We start from the raw sequence: 26,540 nt of genomic DNA on the forward strand, positions 1-26,540 counted from the left end.
CGTGGATACCGAGTCGTCATTGCGAGCAACCGTAGACCTTGTTGCATGGATCGGTTTTTCTCCTGTCATCCCGCGATTTGATCGCAGGATCCAGGAAAAATAGACAAATAATGTACATTATAAGTTGTTTTTATGGACCCCGTGGTCAAGCCACGGGGTGACACAGTGGGTTTTGCCGCTCCACGCAACAATACCTTCTCGCAATGACGGAAAAGCCGAACCACGCAACATAGTATACATGTAATAACACTTCGCCAAACCTAACTCAAAATTTTTATTGACTTTTAGTCGAAAAGATATTTAGCTTTACAGCTAGAAATTTAAAATTAATAAATATTATGAAAAAATATATATTAGTGATTATTATGCTTCTAATAAGCGGAAGTATATTTGCTCAAAGTCAAATATCTAATTTAGTTGTACCGGTTATTTCATAAATCATGTATCGCAATTGGAAAAGCTAAAAGAAAATCTTAATAAATATAAGCAATCTAGTGTAGTAGGGGTAAGCGGTATGGGTAAAACGCAGCTTGCTAGAATGTACGCTTATGAAAATAAAGATAACTATAACATAATTTGGTTTATTGATTGTAATCTAAATATAGAGCAGCAATTACTTAAATTATCTAAAGCTATTAATATTGGGGTAAAATCACCGGTGATTTCAGAAGATATGGCAGTGATGAGGAAAGATTTAATGGTTTATCTTATCTAGCAAGTAAAGATAAATGGTTATTGGTATTTGATAATTTAAAAATAGGCGAGAATAAGAAAATAGAGGATTTTATTAATTGGGAATATAATGGTAATATTATATTTTGTTCCCAAGACGCTGAATTATTGTCTAACATAATCAAAGCAAACGCTTTCACTAAGCCGGAAGCTGCATTACTTGCAAACAATATATTGGAAAATAAAAATCCGGAATTAATAAATTTTTTGACTCAAGAATTTGGAGGTTATCCGATTCTCGTAGTTCAAGGAGCACAAATATTAAATCAAATACAAGGTTTGAACTTAGAAGAATACAAGAAAAAGATAAAAGCCTCTAAGGATAAAATTGAGCTAAATATAAAACTTGTTAGTAATGAATTAAAGCCTAGTGCCAAGAGATTACTAGATGGGATAGCATTGCTTAATAATCAAAGTTTTTCAAAAGAATTATTAAATTCTATTACTGAAGATAAGAATAGTCTAGACGATGATATTTATCAGCTTTCTAAATTTGCTTTGATCTCTAATATTGAGCCTAATGAAGTTAATCCGATATTTGAAATGCATGATGTTATAGCTGACAAAATATTACAAATAAATGGAGATAAAGGAAATAAAGAATATCTTGAACGTAGTGTTACTAATCTTTTAAGTTCTATACCTAAAAGTTTATAAAGGGGCGTATTTTTAGAAATGCTAAAACTATATCGGATAATATTGAAATAATTACAAAAAATGCAGAAAAATACGATATATCGATAAAAATTTTAGAGTTAAAATTAAATTTATTAATACAATATGCTAATTCTTCCGATTTATATAACTCAAAAAAATTAGTAAATTGGTTTGATAAAAACGATCAAAAAGGTAAATTTAAATTATGGACAATGAATAATGAAGAAAAATTTGCTTATGCTGCATATTTAGGACGCATAGGATGGTATTATAGAACTTGGTCGGATCCTAAAAAAGCAATTGAATATGATACGAAAGCTAAGCAGGTATTTGATGAAGTGAAAGGATATGATTCCATAAAATGTAATGTAGTTTTCGGTTCGGCTATATCCAATATTCAGCTAGGAAATCTAGAAGAAGCAGAAAAAATATCCAAATGATGGAAGATATGTTCAATCAAAATCTAGTAGATATAACTGATACGGCCACTATATATTATGCAAAATCTAAATTGTTTAGTATTCAAGGTAAGAATTATGAGGCCTTGAGAAGAATTGACGATAGTGTAAATGCTTATATCGAAAACGGCATGAAACCTCAAGATTGATTTCTTACCGGTTCATATCTCATTAAAGTAGATGTATTAAATAATCTTAAGAAACATCAGGAATCTCTTTCTTTATTAGAACAAGTATATGATATGAATAAATCGAGTAAAAAAGAGGAAAATCAAGTATTTGGACGAATTTTTACTCAAAAATCAAGAGCAAAGCTAGGTTTAGGTGATGTTACCGAAGCTCTAGAATACGCTAAAAAAGCTAAAGCAATTTTTCTTAATGATCCAACTAGACCTAACAAAGAGATTATTATATCACCGGATATAAATTTGGCAAAAACGTTTGTTGCTGAAGGGGATGCACTAGTGTTACTTAATCAAAATGAGGAGGCGGTAGATGATTATGCTACTGCTGAAAATATATATTGGAATAACTATAAAGAAAATATGAAAAATGTGTATGAAATAAGTAATATGTATCTTGCAGCCGCTAAAGCTAGTTGCACTTTACCTAAGAAATTTTGGTATGAAAAATTCCGTAATAATCAAATAGAAAAATTCGGAGATGATCATCCGAATAGTATAAAAATTTAAAACCTTAAATGTGATGGTTCAATTAGTTAATTAGTTAGTGTTGTTGTATGAATTCATTATTGCGTGGATCAATTCCACCTCTGTCATCCCGCGACTTGATCGCGGGATCCAGTTTAAAATACTAAAATTGTTAGTATTTTAAGTTGTTTTTCTAGATACCGTGGTCAAGCCACGGTATGACACGAACGCGTTTTTTGATCCATGCAACAAAATATCACATTAGCTAGAATTTTTTCTGATTAGTGCAATAAAAAAGCCGGAAGCGGTGAGAATAATTCCAAGCCAAATAAAGCTCATCATTGGCTTGTAATATATTTTAGCATGGATTATATCGCCGTCTATATTACTTAAAACTGCGTAAAGATCATATGATAAGTAAGAGTATATATCGCTTTCTTGCGATAAACTCTTTTCAACTATATAAAGCCTATTTTCCGGTTTTAATATAGTTATATTACGGCTATCATCCTCAAGCCAAAATTCAGCGATTTGTCTATAATAATTTTTACCTTGAGCAAACTTAATATTTTGCAATGTTACTTTAAATTCGTTAAAAGTTTTACTTGTTCCTACTCTGCCGGTAAAATCCATTTCGCTTTGTAATAATGCATTCATAGTGATACTAAAGCTAATTAGTGCAAAACCGAAATGCCCAAGTATCATACTAGCGTTACTTGCTTTAAGTCTATTTCTAAAATAATTAGTTTTAACCAAAAGATAATGAACATTATGAAGCATAAGAAATATAGATGCGATTATAGTTAAAATCGATATAACACTAAATGTTACTTTTAATGATATTAAATAAGTAATTATTAGAGATAATATTAGAATTATAATATGTTTTTTAATAGAGATTCTGGTAGTAAATAATCCTATGGTACCAAGAATAGGGATAACGAATATAATAAAATTATTAACAAAAAATGTTTCACTAATAATAATAGGTTTATCGTCGAATAAAGAGTAAATTGGTGGATAAAGTGTGGCAGCTATTAGTACGATAAGGCTAAGTAGGAAGAATATATTACCGAGGAGTATGGCTTTTTCTATTGCTGTCATCCCGCGGCTTGACCGCGGGATCCAAAAAACAATTGATAATACTTTTAACTGGATCCCGCGGTCAAGCCGCGGGATGACACACAATCCTCCAATCCCCATAATCAAAAATATTCCAAGCAAGTATATTCCTCTCTCAGGTGAGAATGCAAAAGAGTGAATTGAGGTAATAAAACCGGAACGTACTAAAAAAGTACTAAATATTACCAACAAAAAAGTAATGATAGATAAAATTATCGTCCAACTTTGCATGCGTCCGGTTTTTGTCGTTACAATTATAGAATGATGGAGCATAATTCCGGATAACCAAGGAAATAGTGAAATATTCTCTACCGGATCAAAAAACCAAAATCCGTCCCAGCCGAGTTCTCTATATGCCCACCAAGAACCAAGGCTAATGCCGATAGTAGTAAATAAGATACCGATATTGGAAAATGTTTTGAGAAGATGGATAAGTGTCATCCCGTGGCTTGACCGCGGTATCTCAGGACGCAATCTGTGGCACAAGGTCCCGTGGTCAAACCACGGGATGACAGTGGTAAGTAACATAGCACAAACAGTAGTAAAAGGTACTACATAGCTAACATAGCCTAAATAAAGCAGAGGAGGGTGGATGCTCAAAGCAATATCTTGTAGCATCGGGTTTAAGCCTAACCCTTCTTTAGGAACGAAAGAAAACACGTTAAAAGGATTGGAGGTAAAGTAAATAAAACTGCTAAAAAATAGTTGTATGGCTGATAATATGATAATAGATAAAAATTTAAGCCGGTTATCTTCAAGTAAAAATATATAACAGCAACTAACGATTTGTAATAAACAAAACCATAATAACATTGAGCCTTCGTGGCTCGACCAACTACCGGCTATTTTATATATTAAAGGTTTTAAAATACTGGAATTTAAGAAAACATTTTGTAGTGAAAAGTCAGAGATAATAAAAGCATAGACTAGGGTAAAAAAGGCAAGTATAGCACATGAGGCAGCTATGTAGAAGTAAATGTCATTCCCGCGTAGGCGGGAATCCAGAAAAAATAATTTTACTATTGGTAAAGAAGTTAATTTTTTATATGTTATACTGGATTCCCGCCTACGCGGGAATGACAATAGTACCGACATCCCACTTAAGCACATCGTTGTTAGCAGTAAAAAATTACCGATTTCACTCACTGTTTATTGTTTCCTCGGTAGTAGGTAATACGGTAATTTTTACGCTATCAATCTTATTGGCAATTTTCTTTAAAATAATTACCTTTAAATTAAATATTTCAATTACTTCCCTTTGATTTGGAATTCTAGCAATTTTATGGATTATTAATCCTGCTATAGTGTTTGCATCCTCATCCGATAAATTCCAATCAAGTGCTCGGTTAATATCTCTAATAGTCGTAGTTCCTTTTATAATGAACTCGGTATTAGACTTCTTGATAATTTCATTATTAAGTCTATCATGTTCATCAGTAATGGGTCCTACGATTTCTTCTATAACATCTTCAAGAGTAATAATACCTAGTAGAGTACCATACTCATCTACAACACAAGCAAAATGATTATTACGTTCTCTAAATGCATGTAGCTGGTCTACTACAAGTGCATTCTCAGGGATAAACCAAGGTGGAGTTAGAAGTTTATTAATATCAACTTTTTTTGCATCATTATTATTTTCGTATAAGGCTTTAAGCAAATCTTTTAGATTGAGAATCCCTATTATATTATCTCTATTATCTTGCCACAAAGGTATACGTGTATGAGTCCCCGATAATAAAGTTTTAATTATTACTTCATGAGGTAAGTCAATATTAAGGGCTATAATACTGCTTCTGTGAGTCATAATTTCCGATACAGTCATATTACGTATATCTAGTATCCCGCCTAGCATATTACGATCGGATTTATAAACTCCGCCTTCTTGATGGTAATGCTCAATCACGCCTCTTACTTCTTCCGTTCCTGATATTTGAGGATTTAAATTAATACGAAATATGAAGCAAAATATTTTTGTAATGTAATCAAGAGCAATATTAATAGGTTTGAAAAGCTTTAAAAATATTATGATAGTTGAAGCCATTTTTAATGCTAATTGCTCAGGTTTAGCAACGGCTATTGCTTTTGGTACTACTTCGGCAAAAACAATAATTATAAAAGCCATAACGCCGGAAGCAACAATGGGACCATTATCTCCAAGAAAGCTAATAAAGAGAGTAGTAGCAATAGTGGTACAAACAGTATTGATTAAACTATTACCTATTAATAAAGTTCCTATGATCTTTTCTTTTTTCTTAAGAACCTCTAAAACTGTTTTAGCACGCTTATTACCGGCGATTTTAAGCTTATGAATCTTCCCTGGGGAAGAAGCGGTAATAGCAGTTTCGGTAGCGGCAAATAAAGCAGATAAGGCAATCATTATTATAATAACGATCACAAGTATGGTAGTCATTCTTTGTTAAAATATAAATTAACTATAAGTAATTATATTAGGAATTATAGCCAATTGCAAATTATTTACATAATATATACAAGTCATATAAATTTAGGAAGCTTTCATATTATTTCCGATATTGCCAAAGTGTTTGGCATTGATCTTATTACGGCAGAAAAATTAAAGGTTCTCTACGGTAATGCAATATTATCTTCGTTTGATAAAGATTCTATTATTAATTTAGAAGATTTGCAAATTGACAGTCTTTATAATCTTAATGCAGCAATTACTATTTATAAGCTTACTGAAATAATCGGACCAAGAGTAGAAGAGATATTATCAATGGTAAAAGCTGAATATGATAAAGCAACAAAGGGACAACCGCTAGCGTCTCGAACTATCATTACCAGTGGCGGGTCAATGCTTAGAGGTGTTAAAGAACTGGCAAATAAAATTTTTGAGCAACAAGTTCGTATCGGTAAACCGGAAATTATTGACGGCTTTGCTGAAGACTTATAATCCCACTATCTACTCGACCGTTATCGGTATGTTAAAAATTCATGCCTTAAAACAATAGCACGAATCTTTCCATGTTGGATTAAACGAAAATACCAGCTTTCTCAAAAAACTTTTCATTTAGCTTAAGGAGAATATTTAGTACTGGTATTTATAATAATTGATTTATACGTAAGTGCATTTAAAATTATTTATTACCTAAATCATTTTTTATGCAATTTCTTTTGTAGTAATTTTTTAATAGTTTGATCCTCAAGATTATTTGGGTCTAATTCTAATGCTTTATTTATTTCTATAAGTGCTTTTATATCTTCCTAAATCACATAATGCAAAAGCTTTTAACGAATAAGCCATAGGGTTAGTATTATCTAATGCAATAGCTTTTTCAAACGTCTTTAAAGCTTCTTTGTGTTTACCTAATTTAAACTCGTCTCCTTACTATTAAAGCATTAAGAGCTTCTTCCTCTTTAATTTATATTCTCCTTTATCGGTTAATATAATATCTTGAGGAAATTTTTGCTTTAATGCTTTATATTTATCAAATGCTTCACTAGCTAACTTGTATTCATATAATTTTTCTAAAATCATAAATTTTAACCAGTAATATTTAGAATTTTTAGGATCTAGGTTGATAGCGTTATTGCTTGCTTTTAAAGCTAATTTATTTTCGCCTAATTTTGTTAAAATAATACTTTTAACAAAATATGCATGATGGTTATTAGGCTCTAGCTCTATAGCTTTATCAATCTCTTTAAGAGCGAAATCAAATTTACTCATTCCAAACAAATTATCAGCTTTAGAAAGATATTTATTAGCCAATGATTGAGTTGTAAAAGTTAATAGAAAAATTGTAAGTAAATATTTTAAAAAGTTTTTCATATATCATAGCTCTTTCTTGTAACTTCTAGTAATATTCTCTACATGCTCCAAAATCTTTTCAGCAGCTTCGAAAGGTGATAAGTCACTAACGTCAAGTTTTAGCGGATTAGGGATGGGATATATTTATTAAAGAGTCTACAATTGTTTAAAATAAGTTTTAATGTCTAAGTTGATTACTGCCTTTGCTCTCTTGTTGCTGTTTACTAGTCCAACGATTAGATAATTGAGTTTTAGCTTGCCGCTCTTGCTGTTTATCGATAACGACCTGTGCATGCTTTTCTCTTAACTCCGGTCCTTTATTCAAAGCTTCGCTCTCAGTAAGAATTGGCTTGCCGCTTGCTTTTCTAATCATAGTCTCCACGGAGTAAGGACCACAATCAAAATTATTATTTTGCTGCTTGATTTGTTCATCAATAACAAGCGGAGGTCTTTTATTTTCAAATGCTTTATTTATTGTATCAGGTAATATATTATTATTACTACCTATAGGATGCCCAAAAGAATCATTAAAAGTTATAATAGTTTGATTATCTTCTTTACTATGAGTCATAAATAAATTACACCAATGTCCGGTACCCATCTCTATCGGTATCACTGCACATTCTTTCCCATTTTCTTGTATATCTTTAGCAGCTCTATTTAAAATATCTGTGTTAATTTTTTGTTTAGACTCTGCTTCTTTTAATAGTGCATTACTCTGTTTTTTACGTTCCTCATCCGGTAGAGTAATTATTTTTTCTCTAGCCTCAAGGTCTTTTAAAACGTTGTTTCGTTCTGCTTCCGGAGCATCTTTAAACATTGCTTTTGTCTCTTGAATTTCTGCTAAGGCTCTCTCTTTCTCTTCGCCTTTTATGGTAAGATCTTTAAGCATTTCTTCCTTAACTACTGTATTTGCTAAAGTTATAGCCGGTTGTATTGAAACTTTTTTGTCATCTAACGCTGCCGTCAAGATATTTACAATATCATTTTCAGTATACCAATATTCAGGTTTTTTTATGTTATTTAGATCTTCTTGTGAAAGATCATATTTAAAATCATTAATATTATTACTTGGATTATCATGGTGCAAAGTAGTACTAGCAGCCCTCATCACTTTATAGTCTTGTTCTGTCATACTAAATGGCTTATCTTGCTGCTTTTGACTTGAACCTATAACCGGAGAGCTTTTAGAAACGTATTGTTGCGGTTGAGTTATAGAAGATGCAACAGTAGTTAGTGATTCTTCTGTTATTGTCGGCTTTGCTTCCGTAGTTGGAGTTACTTGAGTTTTAAGTTCTTCTTTTTTGTCGAATATTGCTTCTTTAAAACTAGTTACTATATCTTTAAAATAGTTAAAAACTCTTCTAAAAAAACCTTGCGGTTGTGGTTGGTTTTCTTTTGGAGGTTCATATGATGTTGTTTGTTCTACTTGTATATCCTTAGGGCTATCATTCATAACTTTCTTTGTATTAAAATTAAAGTCAATAGGATTTATCTCAGCTTTACCTAAATCTTTTTGAAATTGCCTGGATATTTGTGATATATATTTTTTAAAATTTTCAGCAGCATTATTTGGATCTTTTAAGATTTCATTAATTTCGAGTTTCAATCCGTAAATTTGATCTTCAGAGGTAATACCGAATTTAGCAGTGATGAGATTTGTTGCTTCGTCTGCAGAAAGAGGCCAAGTTTCTATAATCACTCTACCGCCTTGATTTTTAGCATTTTTTATTATTTTATCTAACTTTTCTTTATCAGGTATTGTACCGGAAAGTAATTGATCAATTTTACGATCATATACAAGATTGTTAAAAACAGATGTTACTAAACTTATATCCGTAATTGTAGTGGTTTTATCTTTTGGTACTATACCATCGGCTATAGCTAAATTTTGATCTGCTTCATTTGTAAAAAAAACATGATCAACTTTTTCCATAATTTGCTTCCAATAAGCTTCTAGTTCAGAATTTTGGGGTAATGAATTATATTGATTAAAAGTAATAGTAGTTTTTATATTTAAATTTTGTGAATTAATTAAATCTTGTACCCGAAAAATTGGTTTTACATTATTATTATTAAGTTGAATATTAAAAATCGGTGTTTTGCCCTTTTCGCGGGATTCTTGTAAGATCTCCGAAAAAATACGTTCTTTATCGGATATATGTGATGCTTTATTAACTTCTAGCCGGATAATAGACAGTTTATTTTGAGTTTCCTGCTTGTTTATTTTCTCTAATATCCGATCTTTATCTCCGAGTAAAAGAGTAAATATAATAGGCTCAGCCATTACTAACCTTTATTAAAAGAATATTAGGTTCTGTGAAAATTTCTAATTTGCAGCAAAAAAGAGCCAAAATTAAATCTTTTTAGAAATCTTCACAGAATCTACATATAATTATTAAAATTTTTGAGCTTTAAATCAAGCTATATTTAATAATCCATGCTTTAGCTTATATAATTTATCCATTTTATGTGCTAACTCATGGTTATGTGTTACCATAATAACTGCGGTATTTTGTTCTCTTGCTACTTTTAAAAATAAATTAAATACTTCATTTGTGGTTTTGGGATCTAAATTACCTGTCGGTTCATCTGCTAAAATAATTTTCGGCTTATTAATTAAGCTCCGAGCTATAGCGACCCGTTGTTGTTCTCCTCCCGATAATTCTCCGGGTATATTATAGAGTTTTTCCCCAAGCCCTAAATCATCTAATATCTTTGTTGCATCTTCTATTGCTTCTTTTTGATCAAGACCGCTAATAAGTCTTGTCATAATAACATTTTCAAGAGCGGTAAAATCTTTAAGTAAGTGATGTTGTTGATAGATAAAACCTAAATAATGAAGACGAATGAGATGATATTTTTGATACTTGCTATTTGGTATGATGACTTGACCGTTTGTAGGTTTATCAAGCAAGCCGGCAATATGTAGTAAAGTTGATTTGCCGCTACCTGAAGAACCTATTATAGCGATTAATTCACCTTCATTAACCGTTAGATTAAGATCATCTAGTACTCTAACAATAGTTTTGCCTTGGCTGTAATGTTTTGAGATATTTTTTAAAATGAGGACTGTATTATTCATATCTTAGGGCATCCACGGGATTTAATTTTGAGGCTCTATAAGAAGGATAAATTGTTGCAAGAAAACACAATATTATAGATAAAGAGGTAATTAAAATAATGTCCTCAGCTCTTACTTTTGAAGGTAAACTATAAAGAAAATAAATAGCTGCCTCGAAAATTTTAGTACCAGTTATACGCTCCAAATAATTCTTGATAGTTTGAATATTATAAGAAAAGGTAACCCCAAGGATTACACCTAGTGTTGTGCCAAGCAATCCTATAAACATTCCGTTATAGATAAAAATAAGCATTATTTGCTTAGTGCTTGCTCCCATAGTTCTAAGAATTGCGATATCTGAAGTTTTATCTTTAACAAGCATAAATAAGCTTGAAATAATATTAAAGGCGGCAACCGTAATAATTAAAGATAGAATAGTAAACATAGCCGTACGCTCAACAGCAAGAGCGCTTAAAAATTGCGAATTTAAGGTTTGCCAATTAAATACATATAGGTTTGGACCTAATAATGATTGTATTTTATATGAATATGCGAGAGCTTTATCGGGATCTAGACTATTAATTTCGATTAAATTAATATCGTTGCCAAGAGATAAGAAATTTTGTGCTGCGGTAAGCGGCATTAATATCGTTGTCAAATCATAATCATACATACCGCTATTGAAAATTGCGATAACTTTAAATTCTTTTGATCTTGGCATACTACCAAAGGCGGTAGAAACTGAATTCGGTGAAATTAATCTAATCTTATCCCCAACGGTTACGCCTAAATTGCTTGCTAATTGTTCTCCGAGTGCTATTACGTTTTTGCCGTGAAAATTATCAAAACTACCAAAATTTACATTTTTAAAAATTTCATTTCTTAAACTTAGATCCTTTAATTTCATACCTTTAACAAGTACACCGCTATTATTATTTTTACCAAGAGCCAAAGCTTGACCGTGGGCAATGAATGTTACATGCTTTACATAATCTTGTTTTAGGAGTTTAGCTTTAATCTCTTCATAGTTATCAATACTACCACCTTGCCGATTTATTACTATATCCCCATTTAACCCGATAATATTTTTAGTAAGCTCTATATGAAAACCGTTCATAACGGACATGACTACTATTAATGCTGCAACGCCGATCATTACGCCTACTAACGAAAAGGCAGTAATAATAGAAACAAATTTTTCGTTTTTCTTAGCTCTAAAATATCTGAAAGCTATCTTGAAGATAAAATTGTTATTGATCATTTTTTTATTTTTTCTCACATCCGTTTATTCCTGCGTGAATCAGCTTTTTTGTCATTGCGAGCATCCGTAGGCTGCGTGGCAATCTTATGAAATAATAACAAATTCCTGAGATTGCTTCGTCAAAACTTACAGTTTTTCCTCGCAATGACGACATAAAGACATCTACACGTTACTAGAAATCTCAAAGGCTTTATCGTACTTAAATAATTTAGGTAATGTTACTAACCCAAATAGCGTAACAATGGATATAGTAATGCCAAGAGGGGTAAAAGTACCGTTAAAAATCCTACTAATTGCAACCCAAATGCCGTTAAAATCAATCTAGCCGAAGTAAAAATAGCAGTCATACGAGCTTTACCGTCCAGAATAGCTTCTAAAAGCAGCGGCCATAATATGTTAATCGGATATATCACGCCACGAGATAATAATAAAGTAACTATTGTTATGGTTAAAGGATTATTAATATTATATACAACTAATATGCTATTTCCTAGTAGGAATAGTATTATAAATATAACTCCAAAATAGAAGCAATTTCTAATACCGAATTTTTTAAAGCAATAACCGCTTGAAAAGCTCATAATTGAGAATAGAGCCACCATTGCTCCTTGATAAAGTCCGAAATATTCTAAAGTTACACCTAAATCTTGCATATATAAAATAGGAGCAATCCCGATAAATATCCAATATCCTTGTGCAAGAAATATCATTGTAAGTATATAATATATAGCTTTTGGCGATTTGAAGATAGGTATATATTCTTTTAAAGAAATACATATTTTTTTATTAACTTCTCTTTTTGGAATAAATAATATACCAAGAATTAGACTAATCAAACCTACTATAAGCAACAAAACAAAATTGCCACGCCAGCCTCAAAATAAATTGATGTAGCTACCTATAACCGGTGCTATTGCCCTAGAAAGAGCAATAGTGCCGTTTAAAATGCCCATTAATCTTTGCTGTTCTTGTACCGAATAAATATCGGCAAGAACAACATATACTAGCACTGCAACCGATGAGATATCCCGTATCCTTGCAAAAATCTTCCAAATAATATAGCTTCATAATTATTTGCAAATACACAAAATAAAACTACCAAGATTAAAAATCAGTAAACCGAGTATAATAATCGGTCTGCATCCGTATCTATCTCCTAAATTACCGACTATAAGCGAAGTAATACAATAAGCGGTTAGATTTACACCGAGTAGTAGTTCCGTCATAAAAGTTGAAAGGTTAAATGTATCTTGTATTTCAGGGAAACTTAGAACGAATAAATCTATTTCCGCTCCAGCGAGTATTTCCATGATGATTACGGTAATAAGTAATTATTAGTTTTAGGTTGTTTGAGCAAAGTATTGTTGAATCCGAAATCCTGCTCGATGTCATCCCTGCGAGCCATTGTTGCGTGGATACCAAGTCGTCATTGCGAGCGAACGTTAGTGAGCGTGGCAATCTCAGGAATTCTTTCCAAGATTGCTTCGTCAATTTACTATTGTAAATTTTCTCGCAATGACGGAAAAACAGCTCCACGCAACAATGGTTCGCAGGGATGACATAAATAAGGACGCAGGAATGACAGCAAAGCCATACAACAAATTAGCTTTCTATATTCTTATAGCTTACAATAATTAGTGTATTATTCTACTAAAGAAAGAATAAATGAATATTTATACTCATCTAGCAATTTTTATTTATCAATGAGTATATACATGACACGATAACAGGAAGACTGAAAGGAAGTGAAAGCAGAAACTTTTAGTGATATATGTTAAGAATAATTATTCTAACATATATCAATTTTAAAAATTAATTAAAATATTACTGATTAATTCCTAAAGCTTGTTTTTGAGCATCGGTAGTATTCTCCATTACCCACTTTTGAACATCAGGACTTAACATATTATACTGATTTGCTGTTAAACTAGCAACCCAAGCTTGTTGATCGTCAGTACTCATAGCTTGTATTTGGGTTGTTGTAACTGAAGCTGGGTCAGGCATTTGCATTGATGAAGCAAATACTGGGCTTGCGAAAGCTAGAATTAATAAAATCTTTAATAAATTTTTCATTTTGTAAACCTTTTTTGTTTTGTAATTACGATTATAACAAAGCCACGGCAGCTTTCAAGCTAAATTATATTAAACATTTAAATTTTTTTATACTAAGGAACTTTTATTGTAACAAATATATCAATTATCTACTTTATTATCATTCCCACGAAAGCGGGAATCCAGTAAAAAGCGTTCAGTATCATACTGTGGCTTGACCACGGGATCTTGTGTCACAGATTAAGATACCACGATCAAGTCGTGGTATGACATTAAGGTTGACTGGATTCCTGCTTTCGCGGGAATGACATACCCCTTTATATTGTTAACTGTTCTCTACAGATATTGCGATAGATTTCTGAATTTTTAGATAAATCATTATGCGTTCCGCTAGCTGCTACTATTCCTTTATCTATTACTAAAATACGATCAGCTGATTCTATACTACTAATTCGATGGGCAATTGATATAATAATTTTCCCTTTCATTATTTTTTTTATAGCATTGAATAATTTCTGTTCGCTCATCGTATCTAAAGCACTCATTGCCTCATCAAGAAGCAAAATTTGTGGCATGCGTAGTAATGCTCTAGCAATAGCTATTCTTTGTTTCTGTCCTCCTGATAATCTAACCCCTCTTTCACCGATTTTAGCATTTATACCGTCATGAAGTTTAGCAGCAAATTCTTCTATTCCCGTAATTTTTATTATCTCATTTATTTCGTCGTCGCTTGCTTCATTATTACCGAATATAATATTGGACCTTATAGTGCCGGAAAAAATGCTAGCTTCTTGGGGAACATAGGCAATTAATTTACGAATTTCGGCAGGATTTAAAAGAATTATATCTTGATTGTTAATAAGGATAGTGCCGCTTTCTTGCCGGTAAAAACACAGCAGTAACTGCATCAAAGTACTTTTTCCTGCACCTGATCTACCTACAATACCAAGAAACTTATTGGCATTTATCTTCAAAGACATATTATTAATAATCCTTAAATTAGGTCTTGAATGATAGGTAAAATCAACATTTTTAAATTCTATCGAGATTGGATCGGAATTATTTAATTCTAAATAATTATTATGTGTTATAGGTGTCTTATCTATAATTGTAATTATTCTCTCAAGGGCTGTAATAGGTAAATGCATTTCGCTTAGTAGCTCAAAAATACCGCCACAGCTAACTCCGGCAATGATTGCATAATAAATAAATGATATAATTTGACCGGCAGATAAATGACCTTTCACTATATCTGAAGCTCCGATCCAAACGACTAAAGTAATCGCAAGAAATATAACGGCTATTGAAATCGCAAAGAATAAAGCCCGGATTTTTAAACGGGTTTTGCAGTATATTAAATAGTTTTGTAATTTAGTATCAAAATCGGCAATTTTCTTTATTTGATGGTTAAAAGCATAAATAGCTCTAATATTATTAAAAGTTTCATCAATATCCGATGCTAAAAGTGACTTAGATTCCAAGGCTTTTTTAGATAAAGCCTTAACATGTTTGCCGAATTTAATTAAAGGAATTAATAAGATAGGAATGGTAATAATTACTATAGAAGCGAGTTTAAAGCTTTCAAAAAACATTAAGGTAACGCCGCCAATTAGCATCACCGAATTGCGAATAAAAAAAGATAAGAAATTAACGATGAGAGTAGATATTTGATCTATATCATTTGTTAGGCGTGAAATTATATCGCCGATTTTTAGTTCTTCAAACTCTTCAATTTCATAATTAATTAAATTACTATAAGCTTCTTTTCTTATTTGATTAACTGCCTTTTCAGCAACATTATTGATAAAATATGAACGAAAAAAACTAGCAATACTTAAGATGATAATTAATAAACAAATATATAATATAGATTTATCAACCGATAAAATATGGTCTTTGCTCAAGCCTTTATCAACTAAATTGCTAAAAACACTACCGATTAGTAATAATGAAGCTGATACGCTAAGTAAAGAGATCATAACGATGATCAAGTCTTTTTTATAGAACCTTAGATATTTAGCCAGTCTATATAAAAGTTTGATATCCATTAGGCCTCTTTCATAACCTCCTTCTAAAGGTAATTTGTATGTCAATCCGGTACTCGCATCCTCACGTACTAGTGTGTACGCTGCGGCGGTAAGCGCTTCCGTGTTTCCTTCAAATTCCTCTTTATAAGATAGGTTATGAAAGAGGTCTATTAATTATTTTGTATTAAGGGAAGAAAATGGGGCGAGTGACGGGATTCGAACCCGCGACCCTCAGAACCACAACCTGATGCTCTAACCAACTGAGCTACACCCGCCATAAATTAACAACGTAAATTTAGATTATCAGGAGGATTTAGTCAAGAATATTTATATGTTTTACTAGATGCCCATTTTCGCGGGAATGACATAGAGGCATTTTTTCGATACATGTAATAAAATCTTTAATCGTACGTAATGATGTTTAATCTATTAATGTGAACTCACCTCGTGGTAATTTCATTATTTCATCGGTAGATATGTTTGATGTACTCTTGCCTGATAATTGTTGTATTCATTTTATACCTTTTAGATTAAAGTTTTTTTCTTTTTTAATTAAAACACTGTCTTTATTTTTAGTAGTAATTTGTTCTTTAGGTAATATTTTCATAGTCATAAAAATTTCTATATAATTTCTATTTAATTATATTATAATTATTTTTATAAGTAATTAGTATATATAAATGAAAGAAGCAAAAAAATCAGTTAATTTGGTTAGTGGCGGGGCAGACTCTGCTACGGTTCTTGCAATAGCTAGGGAAATGGGTTATGAAATTCATGCTATGAGTTTTAATTACGGACAACGTAATAATGCAGAACTTCGGAAAGTTAAGGAGTTTATAAAAGAATATAACGTCAAGCAGCATAAGATTGTTGATATAGATTTACGAGCTTTCGGTGGTTCTGCTTTAACCGATGATAATATAGATGTTCCGCATTATCACGGCGTAAACGAACTACCTGAAGATGTGCCGGTTACTTACGTGCCTGCTCGTAATACGATATTTTTAAGTTATGCACTCGGTTTTGCAGAAGTAACAGGAGCAAAAGACATTTTTATAGGTGTGCATACAAGCGATTCGGCAAATTATCCTGATTGTCGTCCTGAATATATTAAATCTTTTGAAGAAATGGCGAATTTAGCAACCAGTATGGGAATACAAGGTAAAAAAATTACTATTCATACGCCTTTAATTGATATGACTAAAGAGCAAATAATTAGAACCGGTATTGAGCTTGGTGTAGATTACAAAAATACTATATCATGTTATGAACCTACTGAAGATGATTCATCTTGCGGTAATTGCCTTGCTTGTATGATAAGGCTTGATGCTTTTAAAAAGAATAATATACAAGACCCGATTAAATATGTTAATACTTAGATAGAACTTCAAAAATTGGCTACGTCATCATACAAGTACTGCGGTATTGAACGTTTAAGTAACGGCTTCTGTTTCCCGTCTTGTGGATTCCTTGCTCTTTTTGAAGTTGCTCTTCGTATTACTAATTATTTTAACCCTTCTTTAAAAATACTACTTTTCAAAGAAAAGAAGAATATGTATGATAAATAGAGAATATTTATATGCTCCTTTTCCCGTACTTGATTTAAATGATATAGTTTTACGTGCGTTAGTCGAAGATGATGCACAAGATTATTTTAATTATATGAGTAAGTCGGAAATGGCTATTTATATAACTGATAGTAATAGACCTAAAGACTTAGAAGAAGCTAGAGAAGAAATACGTTATTGGTCTAGTTTATATAAAAATCATAGAAGCTTTTATTGGGGAATTGCCCTTAAAGACGATAATAAATTAATAGGTACTGCCGGTTTTAATATAATAAATCTAGAGCATCATAGAGCAGAAATAAGCTATGATCTAGATCCTAATTTTTGGGGTCAAGGTATGATGTTAAAATCTATAAAGAATATATTAAAATTTGCTGATTATATAGGCATTGTAAGAGTCCAAGCAACAGTTATTACAGATAATTTTCGTTCAATTAATCTTCTTGAGAGATGTGGTTTCGCTAAGGAGGGAATCCTTAAAAAATGCGAAATCGTTGCAAATGAGCATAAAGATTATTATATGTACGCAAGAGTACTATAGTAAGAATTGTTAAAATAAATATAAAAAAGAAAGTTAATGGTAGTAGAAGCTGATAAAAAAGAATTGATTTGTTCGTTTTGTAGTAAAAAACAACATGAAGTAAAAAAACTGATAGCAGGTCCTGCAGTATTTATTTGTGATGAATGTATAGATTTATGTACGGATATTATGAAAGAAGAAACTAAAGTTGCGTTAAAGCAAATTACTTCTTCAATTCCAACGCCGCAAAAAATATGTGCAATTCTAAACGATTACGTAGTTGGGCAAGATCAGGCTAAAAAGATTTTAGCAGTAGCGGTTTATAACCATTATAAGAGACTTGAATATGTACAATCCGGCAATAATGGTGTTGAGCTTAATAAGTCGAATATTTTATTGATCGGTCCTACCGGTTCAGGAAAAACTTTACTTGCTCAAACGCTTGCTAAAATTTTAGACGTACCTTTTACTATGGCGGATGCTACTTCTTTAACGGAAGCCGGTTATGTCGGTGAAGATGTTGAGAATATATTACTACGTTTATTGATAGCAGCTGAGTTTAATATAGCAAAAGCACAAAAAGGTATAATTTATATTGACGAGGTTGATAAAATTGCCCGTAAATCGGAGAATCCTTCTATTACACGGGATGTATCGGGTGAAGGAGTACAGCAGGCATTACTTAAAATTATGGAAGGAACAGTTGCTGCTGTGCCTCCTCAAGGCGGTAGGAAACACCCGCAACAAGATTTCGTACAGTTAGATACTTCAAATATCTTATTTATTTGCGGTGGTGCTTTTATGGGGATTGATAGCATTATAACCTCAAGAACTAATCATAGTTCTATAGGCTTTGCAGCTAACGTAAATATAGATAAAGAGAAAAATAATAGTGAGATTCTTAAATCCTTGGAGATTGAAGATTTAACTAAATTCGGTTTAATTCCTGAATTTATCGGTAGGTTACCTATCGTTACTACTTTAGATGAGCTAGACAAAGAAGCTTTAATTACAATTCTAACTAAGCCTAAGAATGCTATAGTAAAGCAATATCAGAAACAATTTGAGCTTGATGATGCTGAGCTTGTAATTGACGATTCAGCCCTAGAAGCCATTGCCGAAAAAGCTCTAGCTAAAAAGACGGGAGCAAGGGGACTTCGTTCAATACTTGAGCATCTTTTGCTTGATAGTATGTATAAAATTGCCGAGCTAAAAAAGCAGCGTGTTACTATTACAAAAAAGGTAGTTAACGGTTTAGTAGAACCGATAATGACCTCTCTCATTTCTACAAAATCAAACAAAAAACAACCGATTATTGAAGATATACCGGCGTAAATATTATTTTTTCTATATGTCATTCCCGCCTACGCGGGAATGACATAAATGAGCCTGCAACAAGGCCTACGGCTGCTCGCAATGACGGGGTGGTATCCACACAACAATGCCGGCTTGACCACGGGACAATACTAATTTAGTATAAAATTTATCCTAAACTAGTATTATAGCGGTTTAAACACCATTAAGAAAAAAAATAATCAAACTGATAAATGCTGGCCAGCCTAGGTAGAACCATAATTTAAATAATTTATAATATTTTTCCGGTAGGGGAGTTCGCTGTTTTAATGCTTCAAGTGCCATATTTCGTAGTTGAATTTGAATCCATACCACCGGAAGCCAACAACTACCGGCGATTATGTATCCAATATAAGTTAAGGTAATCCATAAATCAGAATAATTATAGCCAAGCATATTTACTAATATTATGCCGCTAACCGGTTGAATTATCACAGTTGGAGTAGTAAAAAGAAGATCAGCTATAACTGTAGTGCGAGCTGCATATGCCTTTGCATTCAAGTCGCCGGTTTTATTTGCCCACCACATAAAAAAAGCAGTACCAATTCCAGTACCAAATAAAATGGTAGAGCTAATAATATGAATAGTTTTTATAAAAAGATAATCCATTATTTATCTTGTTCTATAGCCATTAATACTAAAGTAAGTAATATTATTGGAATATTTTTAAATATTGGACCAAGCGGATCTAGCCATAATACTGGCTTAAGATATGTTAATAGTAGAGTATAAGCTAGTATTAATAAAATTTGTAAACTACATATCCTACTTATTTTATTTTTGATAATTAGTAGAATTCCAAGAATAATATCTGTAAAGCAGCTTCCATATAATATGTAAGGTGCTATTTGTTTATCAAATCCTAGTGATATTATAATTTGCATACTAGCATCATAAGCAAAAATACTTGAAATAATTCCTGTCATTATCCAAAATAGTCCTAAGACAATTTTTATTATAGGTTTTAAAAAATAGAGCCTAGCGTGTCATATGGATTGTACGGTTAAAGGTTCGGTTGCAAAACATTGTTGCAAGTTTCTAGGGATTATAGAAGTAAAATTGATAAAATCTTTTTTATCAGCAATATTAGGTTGAAGTAACATATTATACGCAGTAGAATTAATGGATCCTATTTTTAGAAAATCCCCTAATTTAGCTGCTATTTTAATGAATATTAGAGGAATTTTTATTAGTCTTCCAGGATTAACTCCAAGCCATCTTCTAAATCCAAGCAAGATATCCTTCATGGTAACTATGTCTGGTCCAACTATTTTTAATAATTTGTGGATTTTTCCTTCCCTTTCTATACAGTGAATAATTACTTTCGTTAAATACATCAATATGAATAGGTTGAAATTGTTGTAAACCATCGCCTATTAAAGGAATAAAATACGGTAATGTTGCAAGAGCCCTAAATAGTGAGGTACCACCGTAACAACCGCTTGCGTAAACAAGAGATGGTTGTAAAATTACCCAATCTATATTTTCTAATTTTTGTAAATATTCTTCAGTTGCTTTTTTAGTTAAAGCATAAGCAGTGTTTTTTTCATCTATTCCAATAGCTGAAATACGAATAATTCTTTTTACGTTAGTAAGGGTGCAAGCCTTAAATAGAGCTTTTGGACCATTGACATGAACATTTTCAATATTATTAGCATGCTAGACGTTAATACACCTGATACATTAATAACTATATCTATATTATTTAATCTATTTATCCAGCTTTGTGGTGTTAGGTCTATATTAAAATCACAATATATAACTTCTGCAGTAGGGAATTTTTTCTTGGTAGATTCAACATCTCTAACACAGCATGTTACCTCATAATTATTCTTTAATAATTCAGCTGTAATATATGATCCAATAAAGCCGTTAGCTCCTGTTACTAGTATTCTCATTATAATATAGACGATTTAGGTACTGACATTTTTTATATCATTAATCAGGTCCTGTTGCAAATAGAAGATAAAAAAAGATATGTTATGTCCACAGCTATTGTTTTTTTGGTTAAAAACTTTTGTACCCCAATACTCTTTTCTTTTATCATAAACTGGCGTTGCCCGTGTGTGGTTTTAATGTTGTCTCATAGAAAAATAATTAACAATTATAAATAATTACATATAAAAGATTTGAATAAATATTAAGAGATTTTTATATTTTTTATTTTAACTTTAATATTTATTTAATTGAAATTATGAGTAATAAACTAGAAGTAATAATAAAATATTATAATGATATATCAAATTTAGGCGTAAGATTATGGAAGACTACTACAGCACTTGCTAGTTTTAATTTAGGTGAGGTATTGAAAATATGGTTCTGTGATAAAAATTTTAAAGATTTAACAACACTAGATCAAAGTTTTATTTATACTCAATATTTAGAAACAATGCTAAGTAAATTAGCTACTACCGGAAAGTATCAAGATAAGAATATTGATCATTCTCAATGGAGCAATTGTTTTGAAGAGATAAATAATCGAGATCATTTTTTATGTATGAAGCTACAGGAGCTAATAGGAATAGAAAACAAGAATATCATTGATTCTATGCTAGATAATATAGGGGATATAAATTCACTATAGTTTAGTACCCTTGTTACTAAAGCTCCAAGTATTTTTAAAAAATAATTTAGATCAATCTGAAAACTTGATTAAAGCAGCCAAAGAAATCGATGCTATGGCATATCCTCTGATGAGCGAGTATTTTTTATATCGCTCTATATAGCTAAAGCAATATTACTTACAAACACTTTAAATGTACCTTCCTCTTATGAAACCGAGTTTAATATAGTAAAAAAACTCATTTAAATTTTGCAAATTATCTTAACTCATTAGAGCAAAGTCTTACTAGAATAGAAAAAGCTACTAATAAATATAATGAAGATCACAAAATTGCCTCTTGGTTAACCGAAAAATCAGATTTAGTTAGTAATCATTCAGGTAAAATAGCAATTACTTATGCTTCTCTTATAGTGGGTGTAATTGCTTTACGTTCATATGTAATTGACGAAGAGGATCCTTGGTATGAATTATGTGCTTTACCAACCACTAGCCTTGCGATGCTACAAATTTTATTATCTTTTCCCGGTACGGTCTTATCAAATAGACAAACTAAAGAGATTAATAATAATATGTTTTAAGCATTAGAAAATAACACTGAAAAGATATTAAATTTTTATTTGATCACATTCCAAGCTTTGCTAATGATGCCGTAAATACAACTACGATTTGTTTTAGATAGGCTACTAATTTAGGGTTGCAGCCTATTGATTTATTAAATAATGATATTATTAATCGTATAATTGTATATACGGCTTTACGATGGTCTGCAGCTGCAGGAGTAGTAGAAGAACAAAGTAAAGTTACAAATTTTATGCAAAATAAATTAATTAAATTTTTGCATGATAAAATTGTACCGGCTTTAATTGAGAATAAGAAATTTACAGCTGAAGAAATTAGACCATATTTTCAGTTACTATATAAACATTCCGAAAAAGATAAGAATACGCAAATAAAACTTCAGGCAGTATATAATAAACTTACCAATCAAGATATAGATTTTAACAATATTGAATCAGACATTAGTACTTATCATGGATAGAAGAGTATTGCTATGTGTTCGGCAATAGCCACCTTGATTTTGGATTATATCTGTTTTTACTTTCGTAATCCAGAATTAGAATTTTATGAAGATCCAATGTTTTATGCATCATCTTCTATTATTAGGGCATAAGGTATATTTTCTTTAACCATTTTAAGCCAAATTTCTCTATGGCTGCAATAACAACCAAGTTCACCTGCCGTTAAAGTATGATTTAATATTTTGCTATCGGAAAAATAATTTATATTTTCTGAAGGACAAAATACAATATAACCGTTATCAAGGGATAAGAGAGTAGGGTTATTTTTTACATCTAAGCCGGTAAATCTTTTTCCCGCTGCATCTGTTATGGATAAATTATAACCGTCTACTGCACTAAACCTTTCATAGGATAAATTATTATTGTTGAATTGTTTACTAATATTGTTATATCTATCAGTGCTGCGATCTAGGTTTACTATAAAAATTTTAATATCTTTTTCTTCAAGTGGAGCAGAACCTATTTGATAAGTTTTTAAAAATATGAAAATCAATGATAAACAAATAATTATAATTGATATTATAAAAAAATATTTTTTAATTTGTCGCATTATAGGTTATTTAATAAAGGTAATAATTTTTTTTCTTAATTTTTCTTTTACTGCGATGTGATTATTTTCTGAAGTCGGTACAATCTGATTGTTATATATCTTACAATATTTTTCATCGTCTTTATCAACAGAAATAATATAATTATATAAATCTTCTTCTGAATAATCTTTAGCAAATATTACTGCATTAGGGTTTACATCTTTGATATAACTTTTATCTGCATAATATATAGGTACTGCTCCTGCTAAATAAGCTTGAAAAGGTTTTTCAGTAACATACCCCTCATATGTTTTATTTTCAAAAGCAATAACAAATTTACATTTAGATAACCATTCACGAGTTTTTTTTTGGTATAATTGTAGATTCAGTATTTAAATATTTACCGCCGCTTACTACTTTTTTATACAGCAACAATTTATGAAAAAATCAATTTCTTGCTATGCAGCCGTCGTTTTCAGGATCTTCTATACCGTTAGAGACTAAGAAACAAGTAAAATACGGTTTGTTTGGATTGCATTTTGATCGTTTATATTCAGTACTGACTTCATTAGTAAAATACATATAATATAAAGGTATTCTTATATAATTTGGATGATCTATATAATCAAAACCTATAGATATATCATAATTTTCTAGCTTTGGTCTAACAGATTCACCGGTCAAAATATCTTTATACTATCTTTATTACTAATAGTTCTTTGACCAAAAACACTATCAATAATAAGGTCATAATTGTTATGATCTATAACAATTGTTCGTCCATTTTCTTCAATGATTTCTTTTATCATCGGTAGCTCGTCTATTGTAAAGCCCGGCCACATATTAATAAAGCTCACTCTTATAACATGTTTATTTTCTTTTTCAGGAGCTTTAATCTTATATATGCTTACACATAGTAACAATATGGCTATACAAACTATGGAAAGTTTTTTTAACATTTAAATTACCTATTACGAGAAAAATTTATTTATAATTTTTCCTCTATTTGCGGTGGATTTTCTGCTTCTACTTCAATAATCTCTGATTTGGAGGAAACGATTTGATAACGCTCTAAGGTAGCCGGCATGGCTTTATTCCCTGAATCAATGCCGAGTTTTTGAATATTCTTTACTCTTGACATAAAATTACGATTAAACGAGGCAGCAAATTTATCATAATTAGTAACCATATTTTGCAGGTTATTACCGATCTTTTGAGAATAATAAGCCATAGTACCGATAGAACTTAACAGCTTTCTCACTTCTTCAATGATTACCTTATAATTTTCCGAGCGGCGATGATCGGTAATTTGAAATTTTGCAAATGATAGCATATTCATAAGTCCGCTAGGTCCTACCGGAAAGATATTACAGCCCCAAGCTTTTCGTAAAAATTCAGGGTCGGCTGCAATAACTTTCTCAACCGCTTGTTCAGTTGGCAAAAACATTAAAGTAATAACATTGTTAAAGCTCTGATCCTTTTTGTTTAGATTAGTTAAAATATTTTCGGCATAGTCTTTATTAGTTAAAGATTTTAAATGATAATTCATAGTTTTGCTAAGATTCTCGCTATTATCCTGCTCATCAACTAGAAATTTGGAAGCTTTGGAATCAATAACCATTAAATTACCGGAAGGAAGAAAAATAAGGGCATCTGGTCTTAACTTTCCGCTATCTGTTGTAGTTAAGCCGTATTGCATAATGAAATCTAAATTAGGACGTAAGCCCGAAGATTTTAGGATATTCTCAAGCGTAATTTCGGCAAGCAACCCCGCCCCGATCGGAGAAAGCAGCGACTGTTTTATCAAATCAACCGTACCTTTTGATTGTTCTATATCTTTATTTAATGCTCCCACCATCGTAATCAACCGCTCAAACTCACTATTAAATTTTCCTGAAGCAGTAGCGATATTTTTCTCGGCTAGCTCTCTTGCCGCCGTGTTTTCCATTTTATGTATCTCTATTAATTGCTTAGACAAATCTTTACCTAAATCAAATAACGCAGCTTTAGCCGATGAAAACGACTCTTCTCTTATTTTTTCTGAATCCTTAATAGTCTGTTCTTGATATTCTACTTTACACTTCAATTGCTCAATTTTCTGTAAATATCCTATCTTTTCTTGATTTAATAATTGGTTGTTATTGCTAATTTCTAGATTCTGCTCTGATAAAAATTGTAGCTGCGTCCTTAAGGTTTTAGTTTTTACATACAACCAAATTATTAGAGCTAATAAAATAAGTAGCGTAGTTATAATAGTTGGTAATAAATAAGGCATAGAATGAAGCAAAGTTTAATGTTAAATAATACTAAAGTACCTAATACTTTGCACTAATTATTTTAAATACATTAATTAAATATTAAAAAATTAATAATTTGATTGATATTTTGTTAATAAACTGTATTATGGCAACTTCAAGAGCATTAATAAAATCTTATTTAAAATATATGGAGCAGCTTACTTCGTATATGCCTCAAAAAGGTGAGTATATGGAAATAGCAAATAGCACAGGTAAGCCTGAGGTTATTGGAATAATATCTAAGCATTTACAACCGTTGCTTGATGGTAGTATTGAACATCATCAAGAGAGTAGTTTAATTCCGGTAGATATTAATGAGTATACAAATGAAATTCCCCTGATGGGCGATCAGTTATAATAAAGTATAGCTGTTCAGTTTTGCTACCAAGTAAGACTATTTCGTTACTGATATCGAAATAGTCTTGACCATTTCGATATTAGCCTATAATATTTTTGTAAACTTATAGAAATATTATAATGGATAGGTTATATAAAAAGCAAGTTGAAGAATATCTAACAAACTATGGTAAACTTGTATTTATAAGCGGAGCAAGGCAAGTAGGAAAAACTACAATATCAAAACAAGTAATCAAGCCTAATCCCAATTCAATTTATCTAGAAGATATAAATAAAATCCTAAACAAACACACCGAACTTTTTGAACATCTACTGTCTACTATACTATATCTGATAAGAAACCGTGTTTAATATTAGATGAAATTCATAAATATAAAGATTGGAAAAATCTTGTAAAGGGGTTTTATGATAAATTCGGAGAAAATATTGAATTTATTATAACAGGTAGTGCCAAATTAAATATATATAAAAAAGGCGACGA

Annotated in this window: 29 protein-coding genes, 1 tRNA gene and 6 pseudogenes; 15 read left to right on the forward strand and 21 right to left on the reverse strand. The window is 31.2% G+C overall.

Going from position 1 to position 26,540, the window contains the following annotated elements; all coding sequences use genetic code 11:
- Nucleotides 1–451 precede the first annotated feature (451 nt).
- The 5 genes from D6968_RS05170 to D6968_RS05805 all read left to right on the forward strand — a co-directional run bounded on the left by D6968_RS05170 (nt 452) and on the right by D6968_RS05805 (nt 2,539).
- Nucleotides 452–715 (forward strand): ATP-binding protein, encoded by a 264-nt coding sequence (locus D6968_RS05170; protein ID WP_177717185.1) that lies wholly within the window; start codon nt 452–454, stop codon nt 713–715.
- Nucleotides 716–735: 20 nt separating this feature from the next.
- Nucleotides 736–1,389: a hypothetical protein gene (locus tag D6968_RS02575; RefSeq protein ID WP_177717188.1), complete on the forward strand. Its 654-nt coding sequence runs from the start codon at nt 736–738 to the stop codon at nt 1,387–1,389.
- A gap of 212 nt (nt 1,390–1,601) precedes the next feature.
- Nucleotides 1,602–1,829 (forward strand): hypothetical protein, encoded by a 228-nt coding sequence (locus D6968_RS05795; RefSeq protein ID WP_245969146.1) that lies wholly within the window; start codon nt 1,602–1,604, stop codon nt 1,827–1,829.
- An 8-nt stretch (nt 1,830–1,837) separates the two neighbouring features.
- Nucleotides 1,838–1,996 carry a hypothetical protein gene (locus D6968_RS05800; protein ID WP_245969148.1) on the forward strand — a complete coding sequence of 53 codons (159 nt, stop codon included), beginning with the start codon at nt 1,838–1,840 and terminating at the stop codon, nt 1,994–1,996.
- Nucleotides 1,997–2,089: 93 nt separating this feature from the next.
- Entirely contained in the window at nt 2,090–2,539 is a 450-nt protein-coding gene (locus tag D6968_RS05805) for a hypothetical protein (RefSeq protein WP_245969150.1), read from the forward strand.
- A 219-nt stretch (nt 2,540–2,758) separates the two neighbouring features.
- Here D6968_RS05805 and D6968_RS06635 read toward each other — a convergent pair.
- The 3 genes and pseudogenes from D6968_RS06635 to D6968_RS02600 form a co-directional block, all read right to left on the reverse strand.
- Nucleotides 2,759–3,583: pseudogene (locus D6968_RS06635) on the reverse strand (cytochrome c-type biogenesis CcmF C-terminal domain-containing protein); the annotation flags it as partial.
- A gap of 99 nt (nt 3,584–3,682) precedes the next feature.
- Nucleotides 3,683–4,624 (reverse strand): annotated as a pseudogene (gene ccsA / locus D6968_RS06640) (cytochrome c biogenesis protein CcsA); the annotation flags it as partial.
- Between the two features lie 133 nt (nt 4,625–4,757).
- A complete protein-coding gene (locus D6968_RS02600; protein WP_121543213.1) occupies nt 4,758–6,032 on the reverse strand; it encodes an HlyC/CorC family transporter in 1,275 nt (424 codons plus the stop codon).
- A gap of 69 nt (nt 6,033–6,101) precedes the next feature.
- Here D6968_RS02600 and D6968_RS02605 point away from each other — a divergent pair.
- Nucleotides 6,102–6,588, forward strand: a pseudogene (locus tag D6968_RS02605) (cell division FtsA domain-containing protein); the annotation flags it as partial.
- 224 nt (nt 6,589–6,812) lie between these two features.
- Here D6968_RS02605 and D6968_RS06645 read toward each other — a convergent pair.
- The 9 genes and pseudogenes from D6968_RS06645 to D6968_RS02650 all read right to left on the reverse strand — a co-directional run.
- A pseudogene (locus D6968_RS06645) lies at nt 6,813–6,947 on the reverse strand (tetratricopeptide repeat protein); the annotation flags it as partial.
- Between the two features lie 24 nt (nt 6,948–6,971).
- A complete protein-coding gene (locus D6968_RS02615; protein ID WP_177717192.1) occupies nt 6,972–7,307 on the reverse strand; it encodes a tetratricopeptide repeat protein in 336 nt (111 codons plus the stop codon).
- A 259-nt stretch (nt 7,308–7,566) separates the two neighbouring features.
- Nucleotides 7,567–9,675, reverse strand: coding sequence for a Ulp1 family isopeptidase (locus D6968_RS06485; protein WP_121543217.1), 2,109 nt, complete (start codon nt 9,673–9,675; stop codon nt 7,567–7,569).
- Nucleotides 9,676–9,807: 132 nt separating this feature from the next.
- Entirely contained in the window at nt 9,808–10,473 is a 666-nt protein-coding gene (locus D6968_RS02625) for an ABC transporter ATP-binding protein (protein ID WP_121543219.1), read from the reverse strand.
- The gene (locus D6968_RS02630) at nt 10,466–11,713 is read right to left on the reverse strand and encodes a lipoprotein-releasing ABC transporter permease subunit (RefSeq protein WP_121543402.1); all 1,248 of its coding nucleotides are present in this window, start codon (nt 11,711–11,713) and stop codon (nt 10,466–10,468) included. The genes D6968_RS02625 and D6968_RS02630 overlap by 8 nt, the downstream gene beginning before the upstream one ends.
- Before the next feature lie 162 nt (nt 11,714–11,875).
- Nucleotides 11,876–13,023 (reverse strand): annotated as a pseudogene (locus D6968_RS02635) (MFS transporter).
- Nucleotides 13,024–13,537: 514 nt separating this feature from the next.
- The gene (locus D6968_RS02640; protein WP_032138948.1) at nt 13,538–13,786 is read right to left on the reverse strand and encodes a DUF2673 domain-containing protein; all 249 of its coding nucleotides are present in this window, start codon (nt 13,784–13,786) and stop codon (nt 13,538–13,540) included.
- A gap of 296 nt (nt 13,787–14,082) precedes the next feature.
- Nucleotides 14,083–15,813, reverse strand: a complete 1,731-nt coding sequence (locus tag D6968_RS02645) for an ABC transporter ATP-binding protein (RefSeq protein WP_141110521.1) — start codon at nt 15,811–15,813, stop codon at nt 14,083–14,085.
- Between the two features lie 177 nt (nt 15,814–15,990).
- A tRNA-His gene (locus D6968_RS02650) sits at nt 15,991–16,067 on the reverse strand.
- Between the two features lie 405 nt (nt 16,068–16,472).
- Between D6968_RS02650 and queC the strand changes: the two genes are divergently transcribed.
- The 3 genes from queC to clpX all read left to right on the forward strand — a co-directional run bounded on the left by queC (nt 16,473) and on the right by clpX (nt 19,215).
- Entirely contained in the window at nt 16,473–17,171 is a 699-nt protein-coding gene (queC, locus tag D6968_RS02660; protein WP_121543223.1) for a 7-cyano-7-deazaguanine synthase QueC, read from the forward strand.
- Between the two features lie 178 nt (nt 17,172–17,349).
- Nucleotides 17,350–17,901 carry a GNAT family N-acetyltransferase gene (locus tag D6968_RS02665; RefSeq protein WP_121543225.1) on the forward strand — a complete coding sequence of 184 codons (552 nt, stop codon included), beginning with the start codon at nt 17,350–17,352 and terminating at the stop codon, nt 17,899–17,901.
- A 36-nt stretch (nt 17,902–17,937) separates the two neighbouring features.
- A complete protein-coding gene (clpX, locus tag D6968_RS02670) occupies nt 17,938–19,215 on the forward strand; it encodes an ATP-dependent Clp protease ATP-binding subunit ClpX (protein ID WP_121543227.1) in 1,278 nt (425 codons plus the stop codon).
- Between the two features lie 174 nt (nt 19,216–19,389).
- Here clpX and D6968_RS02675 read toward each other — a convergent pair whose 3' ends face one another.
- The 4 genes from D6968_RS02675 to D6968_RS05185 form a co-directional block, all read right to left on the reverse strand.
- Nucleotides 19,390–19,842, reverse strand: a complete 453-nt coding sequence (locus D6968_RS02675; RefSeq protein WP_121543229.1) for a DUF2269 family protein — start codon at nt 19,840–19,842, stop codon at nt 19,390–19,392.
- Complete coding sequence (locus D6968_RS02680; RefSeq protein ID WP_121543231.1) at nt 19,842–20,159, reverse strand: DoxX-like family protein; 318 nt, start codon at nt 20,157–20,159, stop codon at nt 19,842–19,844. The genes D6968_RS02675 and D6968_RS02680 overlap by 1 nt, the downstream gene beginning before the upstream one ends.
- A 60-nt stretch (nt 20,160–20,219) precedes the next feature.
- On the reverse strand, nt 20,220–20,570 hold the full coding sequence (locus D6968_RS05180; RefSeq protein ID WP_245969157.1) for a Rossmann-fold NAD(P)-binding domain-containing protein: 351 nt from the start codon (nt 20,568–20,570) through the stop codon (nt 20,220–20,222).
- Nucleotides 20,571–20,816: 246 nt separating this feature from the next.
- Nucleotides 20,817–21,131, reverse strand: coding sequence for an NAD-dependent epimerase/dehydratase family protein (locus D6968_RS05185; protein ID WP_177717227.1), 315 nt, complete (start codon nt 21,129–21,131; stop codon nt 20,817–20,819).
- Nucleotides 21,132–21,427: 296 nt separating this feature from the next.
- On the opposite strand from D6968_RS05185, the gene D6968_RS02690 reads away from it, so the two are divergent.
- From D6968_RS02690 to D6968_RS05825, 3 genes are all read left to right on the forward strand, one after another.
- A complete protein-coding gene (locus D6968_RS02690; RefSeq protein WP_121543233.1) occupies nt 21,428–21,817 on the forward strand; it encodes a hypothetical protein in 390 nt (129 codons plus the stop codon).
- Nucleotides 21,818–22,206: 389 nt separating this feature from the next.
- Nucleotides 22,207–22,374: a hypothetical protein gene (locus tag D6968_RS05820; RefSeq protein WP_245969159.1), complete on the forward strand. Its 168-nt coding sequence runs from the start codon at nt 22,207–22,209 to the stop codon at nt 22,372–22,374.
- A gap of 116 nt (nt 22,375–22,490) precedes the next feature.
- The gene (locus D6968_RS05825; protein WP_245969161.1) at nt 22,491–22,835 is read left to right on the forward strand and encodes a hypothetical protein; all 345 of its coding nucleotides are present in this window, start codon (nt 22,491–22,493) and stop codon (nt 22,833–22,835) included.
- Nucleotides 22,836–22,936: 101 nt separating this feature from the next.
- On the opposite strand, the gene D6968_RS02705 is transcribed toward D6968_RS05825, so the two are convergent.
- The 5 genes from D6968_RS02705 to D6968_RS02715 are packed head-to-tail and all read right to left on the reverse strand — an operon-like array spanning nt 22,937 to nt 25,680.
- Nucleotides 22,937–23,425 carry a glycosyltransferase family 25 protein gene (locus tag D6968_RS02705; RefSeq protein ID WP_245969164.1) on the reverse strand — a complete coding sequence of 163 codons (489 nt, stop codon included), beginning with the start codon at nt 23,423–23,425 and terminating at the stop codon, nt 22,937–22,939.
- A 6-nt stretch (nt 23,426–23,431) separates the two neighbouring features.
- On the reverse strand, nt 23,432–23,797 hold the full coding sequence (locus D6968_RS02710; protein ID WP_177717263.1) for a glycosyltransferase family 10 domain-containing protein: 366 nt from the start codon (nt 23,795–23,797) through the stop codon (nt 23,432–23,434).
- A gap of 55 nt (nt 23,798–23,852) precedes the next feature.
- On the reverse strand, nt 23,853–24,089 hold the full coding sequence (locus tag D6968_RS05830) for a hypothetical protein (RefSeq protein ID WP_245969166.1): 237 nt from the start codon (nt 24,087–24,089) through the stop codon (nt 23,853–23,855).
- Nucleotides 24,086–24,364, reverse strand: coding sequence for a hypothetical protein (locus D6968_RS05835; RefSeq protein ID WP_245969167.1), 279 nt, complete (start codon nt 24,362–24,364; stop codon nt 24,086–24,088). Before D6968_RS05835 ends, D6968_RS05830 begins: the two co-directional genes overlap by 4 nt.
- A 29-nt stretch (nt 24,365–24,393) precedes the next feature.
- Nucleotides 24,394–25,680, reverse strand: coding sequence for a DNA recombination protein RmuC (locus D6968_RS02715; protein WP_121543235.1), 1,287 nt, complete (start codon nt 25,678–25,680; stop codon nt 24,394–24,396).
- A 110-nt stretch (nt 25,681–25,790) separates the two neighbouring features.
- Between D6968_RS02715 and D6968_RS02720 the strand changes: the two genes are divergently transcribed.
- The 3 genes and pseudogenes from D6968_RS02720 to D6968_RS06265 all read left to right on the forward strand — a co-directional run.
- Nucleotides 25,791–26,060, forward strand: coding sequence for a hypothetical protein (locus tag D6968_RS02720; protein WP_177717230.1), 270 nt, complete (start codon nt 25,791–25,793; stop codon nt 26,058–26,060).
- Nucleotides 26,061–26,179: 119 nt separating this feature from the next.
- Nucleotides 26,180–26,410, forward strand: coding sequence for an AAA family ATPase (locus D6968_RS06260; RefSeq protein WP_281269441.1), 231 nt, complete (start codon nt 26,180–26,182; stop codon nt 26,408–26,410).
- A gap of 11 nt (nt 26,411–26,421) precedes the next feature.
- Nucleotides 26,422–26,538 (forward strand): annotated as a pseudogene (locus D6968_RS06265) (hypothetical protein); the annotation flags it as partial.
- Nucleotides 26,539–26,540 lie beyond the last annotated feature (2 nt).

It is taken from the genome of Candidatus Rickettsia colombianensi (assembly GCF_003664375.1).
GTDB lineage: Bacteria > Pseudomonadota > Alphaproteobacteria > Rickettsiales > Rickettsiaceae > Rickettsia > Rickettsia tamurae.

What these genes read in the sequence shown, in the direction of transcription:
- D6968_RS02665 (WP_121543225.1), top strand. Translation starts at nt 17,350, where the DNA reads ATGATAAATAGAGAATATTTATATGCTCCTTTTCCCGTACTTGATTTA.
- D6968_RS05805 (WP_245969150.1), top strand. Translation starts at nt 2,090, where the DNA reads ATGAATAAATCGAGTAAAAAAGAGGAAAATCAAGTATTTGGACGAATT.
- D6968_RS02675 (WP_121543229.1), bottom strand. Translation starts at nt 19,842, where the DNA reads ATGGATTATCTTTTTATAAAAACTATTCATATTATTAGCTCTACCATT.
- D6968_RS06260 (WP_281269441.1), top strand. Translation starts at nt 26,180, where the DNA reads ATGGATAGGTTATATAAAAAGCAAGTTGAAGAATATCTAACAAACTAT.
- D6968_RS02715 (WP_121543235.1), bottom strand. Translation starts at nt 25,680, where the DNA reads ATGCCTTATTTATTACCAACTATTATAACTACGCTACTTATTTTATTA.
- D6968_RS05180 (WP_245969157.1), bottom strand. Translation starts at nt 20,570, where the DNA reads ATGTATTTAACGAAAGTAATTATTCACTGTATAGAAAGGGAAGGAAAA.
- D6968_RS02680 (WP_121543231.1), bottom strand. Translation starts at nt 20,159, where the DNA reads ATGACAGGAATTATTTCAAGTATTTTTGCTTATGATGCTAGTATGCAA.
- D6968_RS06485 (WP_121543217.1), bottom strand. Translation starts at nt 9,675, where the DNA reads ATGGCTGAGCCTATTATATTTACTCTTTTACTCGGAGATAAAGATCGG.
- D6968_RS05795 (WP_245969146.1), top strand. Translation starts at nt 1,602, where the DNA reads ATGAATAATGAAGAAAAATTTGCTTATGCTGCATATTTAGGACGCATA.
- D6968_RS05185 (WP_177717227.1), bottom strand. Translation starts at nt 21,131, where the DNA reads ATGAGAATACTAGTAACAGGAGCTAACGGCTTTATTGGATCATATATT.
- D6968_RS02640 (WP_032138948.1), bottom strand. Translation starts at nt 13,786, where the DNA reads ATGAAAAATTTATTAAAGATTTTATTAATTCTAGCTTTCGCAAGCCCA.
- D6968_RS02645 (WP_141110521.1), bottom strand. Translation starts at nt 15,813, where the DNA reads ATGGATATCAAACTTTTATATAGACTGGCTAAATATCTAAGGTTCTAT.
- queC (WP_121543223.1), top strand. Translation starts at nt 16,473, where the DNA reads ATGAAAGAAGCAAAAAAATCAGTTAATTTGGTTAGTGGCGGGGCAGAC.
- D6968_RS02705 (WP_245969164.1), bottom strand. Translation starts at nt 23,425, where the DNA reads ATGCGACAAATTAAAAAATATTTTTTTATAATATCAATTATAATTATT.
- clpX (WP_121543227.1), top strand. Translation starts at nt 17,938, where the DNA reads ATGGTAGTAGAAGCTGATAAAAAAGAATTGATTTGTTCGTTTTGTAGT.
- D6968_RS02615 (WP_177717192.1), bottom strand. Translation starts at nt 7,307, where the DNA reads ATGAGTAAATTTGATTTCGCTCTTAAAGAGATTGATAAAGCTATAGAG.
- D6968_RS02690 (WP_121543233.1), top strand. Translation starts at nt 21,428, where the DNA reads ATGAGTAATAAACTAGAAGTAATAATAAAATATTATAATGATATATCA.
- D6968_RS02625 (WP_121543219.1), bottom strand. Translation starts at nt 10,473, where the DNA reads ATGAATAATACAGTCCTCATTTTAAAAAATATCTCAAAACATTACAGC.
- D6968_RS02630 (WP_121543402.1), bottom strand. Translation starts at nt 11,713, where the DNA reads ATGATCAATAACAATTTTATCTTCAAGATAGCTTTCAGATATTTTAGA.
- D6968_RS05835 (WP_245969167.1), bottom strand. Translation starts at nt 24,364, where the DNA reads ATGTTAAAAAAACTTTCCATAGTTTGTATAGCCATATTGTTACTATGT.
- D6968_RS05800 (WP_245969148.1), top strand. Translation starts at nt 1,838, where the DNA reads ATGTTCAATCAAAATCTAGTAGATATAACTGATACGGCCACTATATAT.
- D6968_RS02600 (WP_121543213.1), bottom strand. Translation starts at nt 6,032, where the DNA reads ATGACTACCATACTTGTGATCGTTATTATAATAATGATTGCCTTATCT.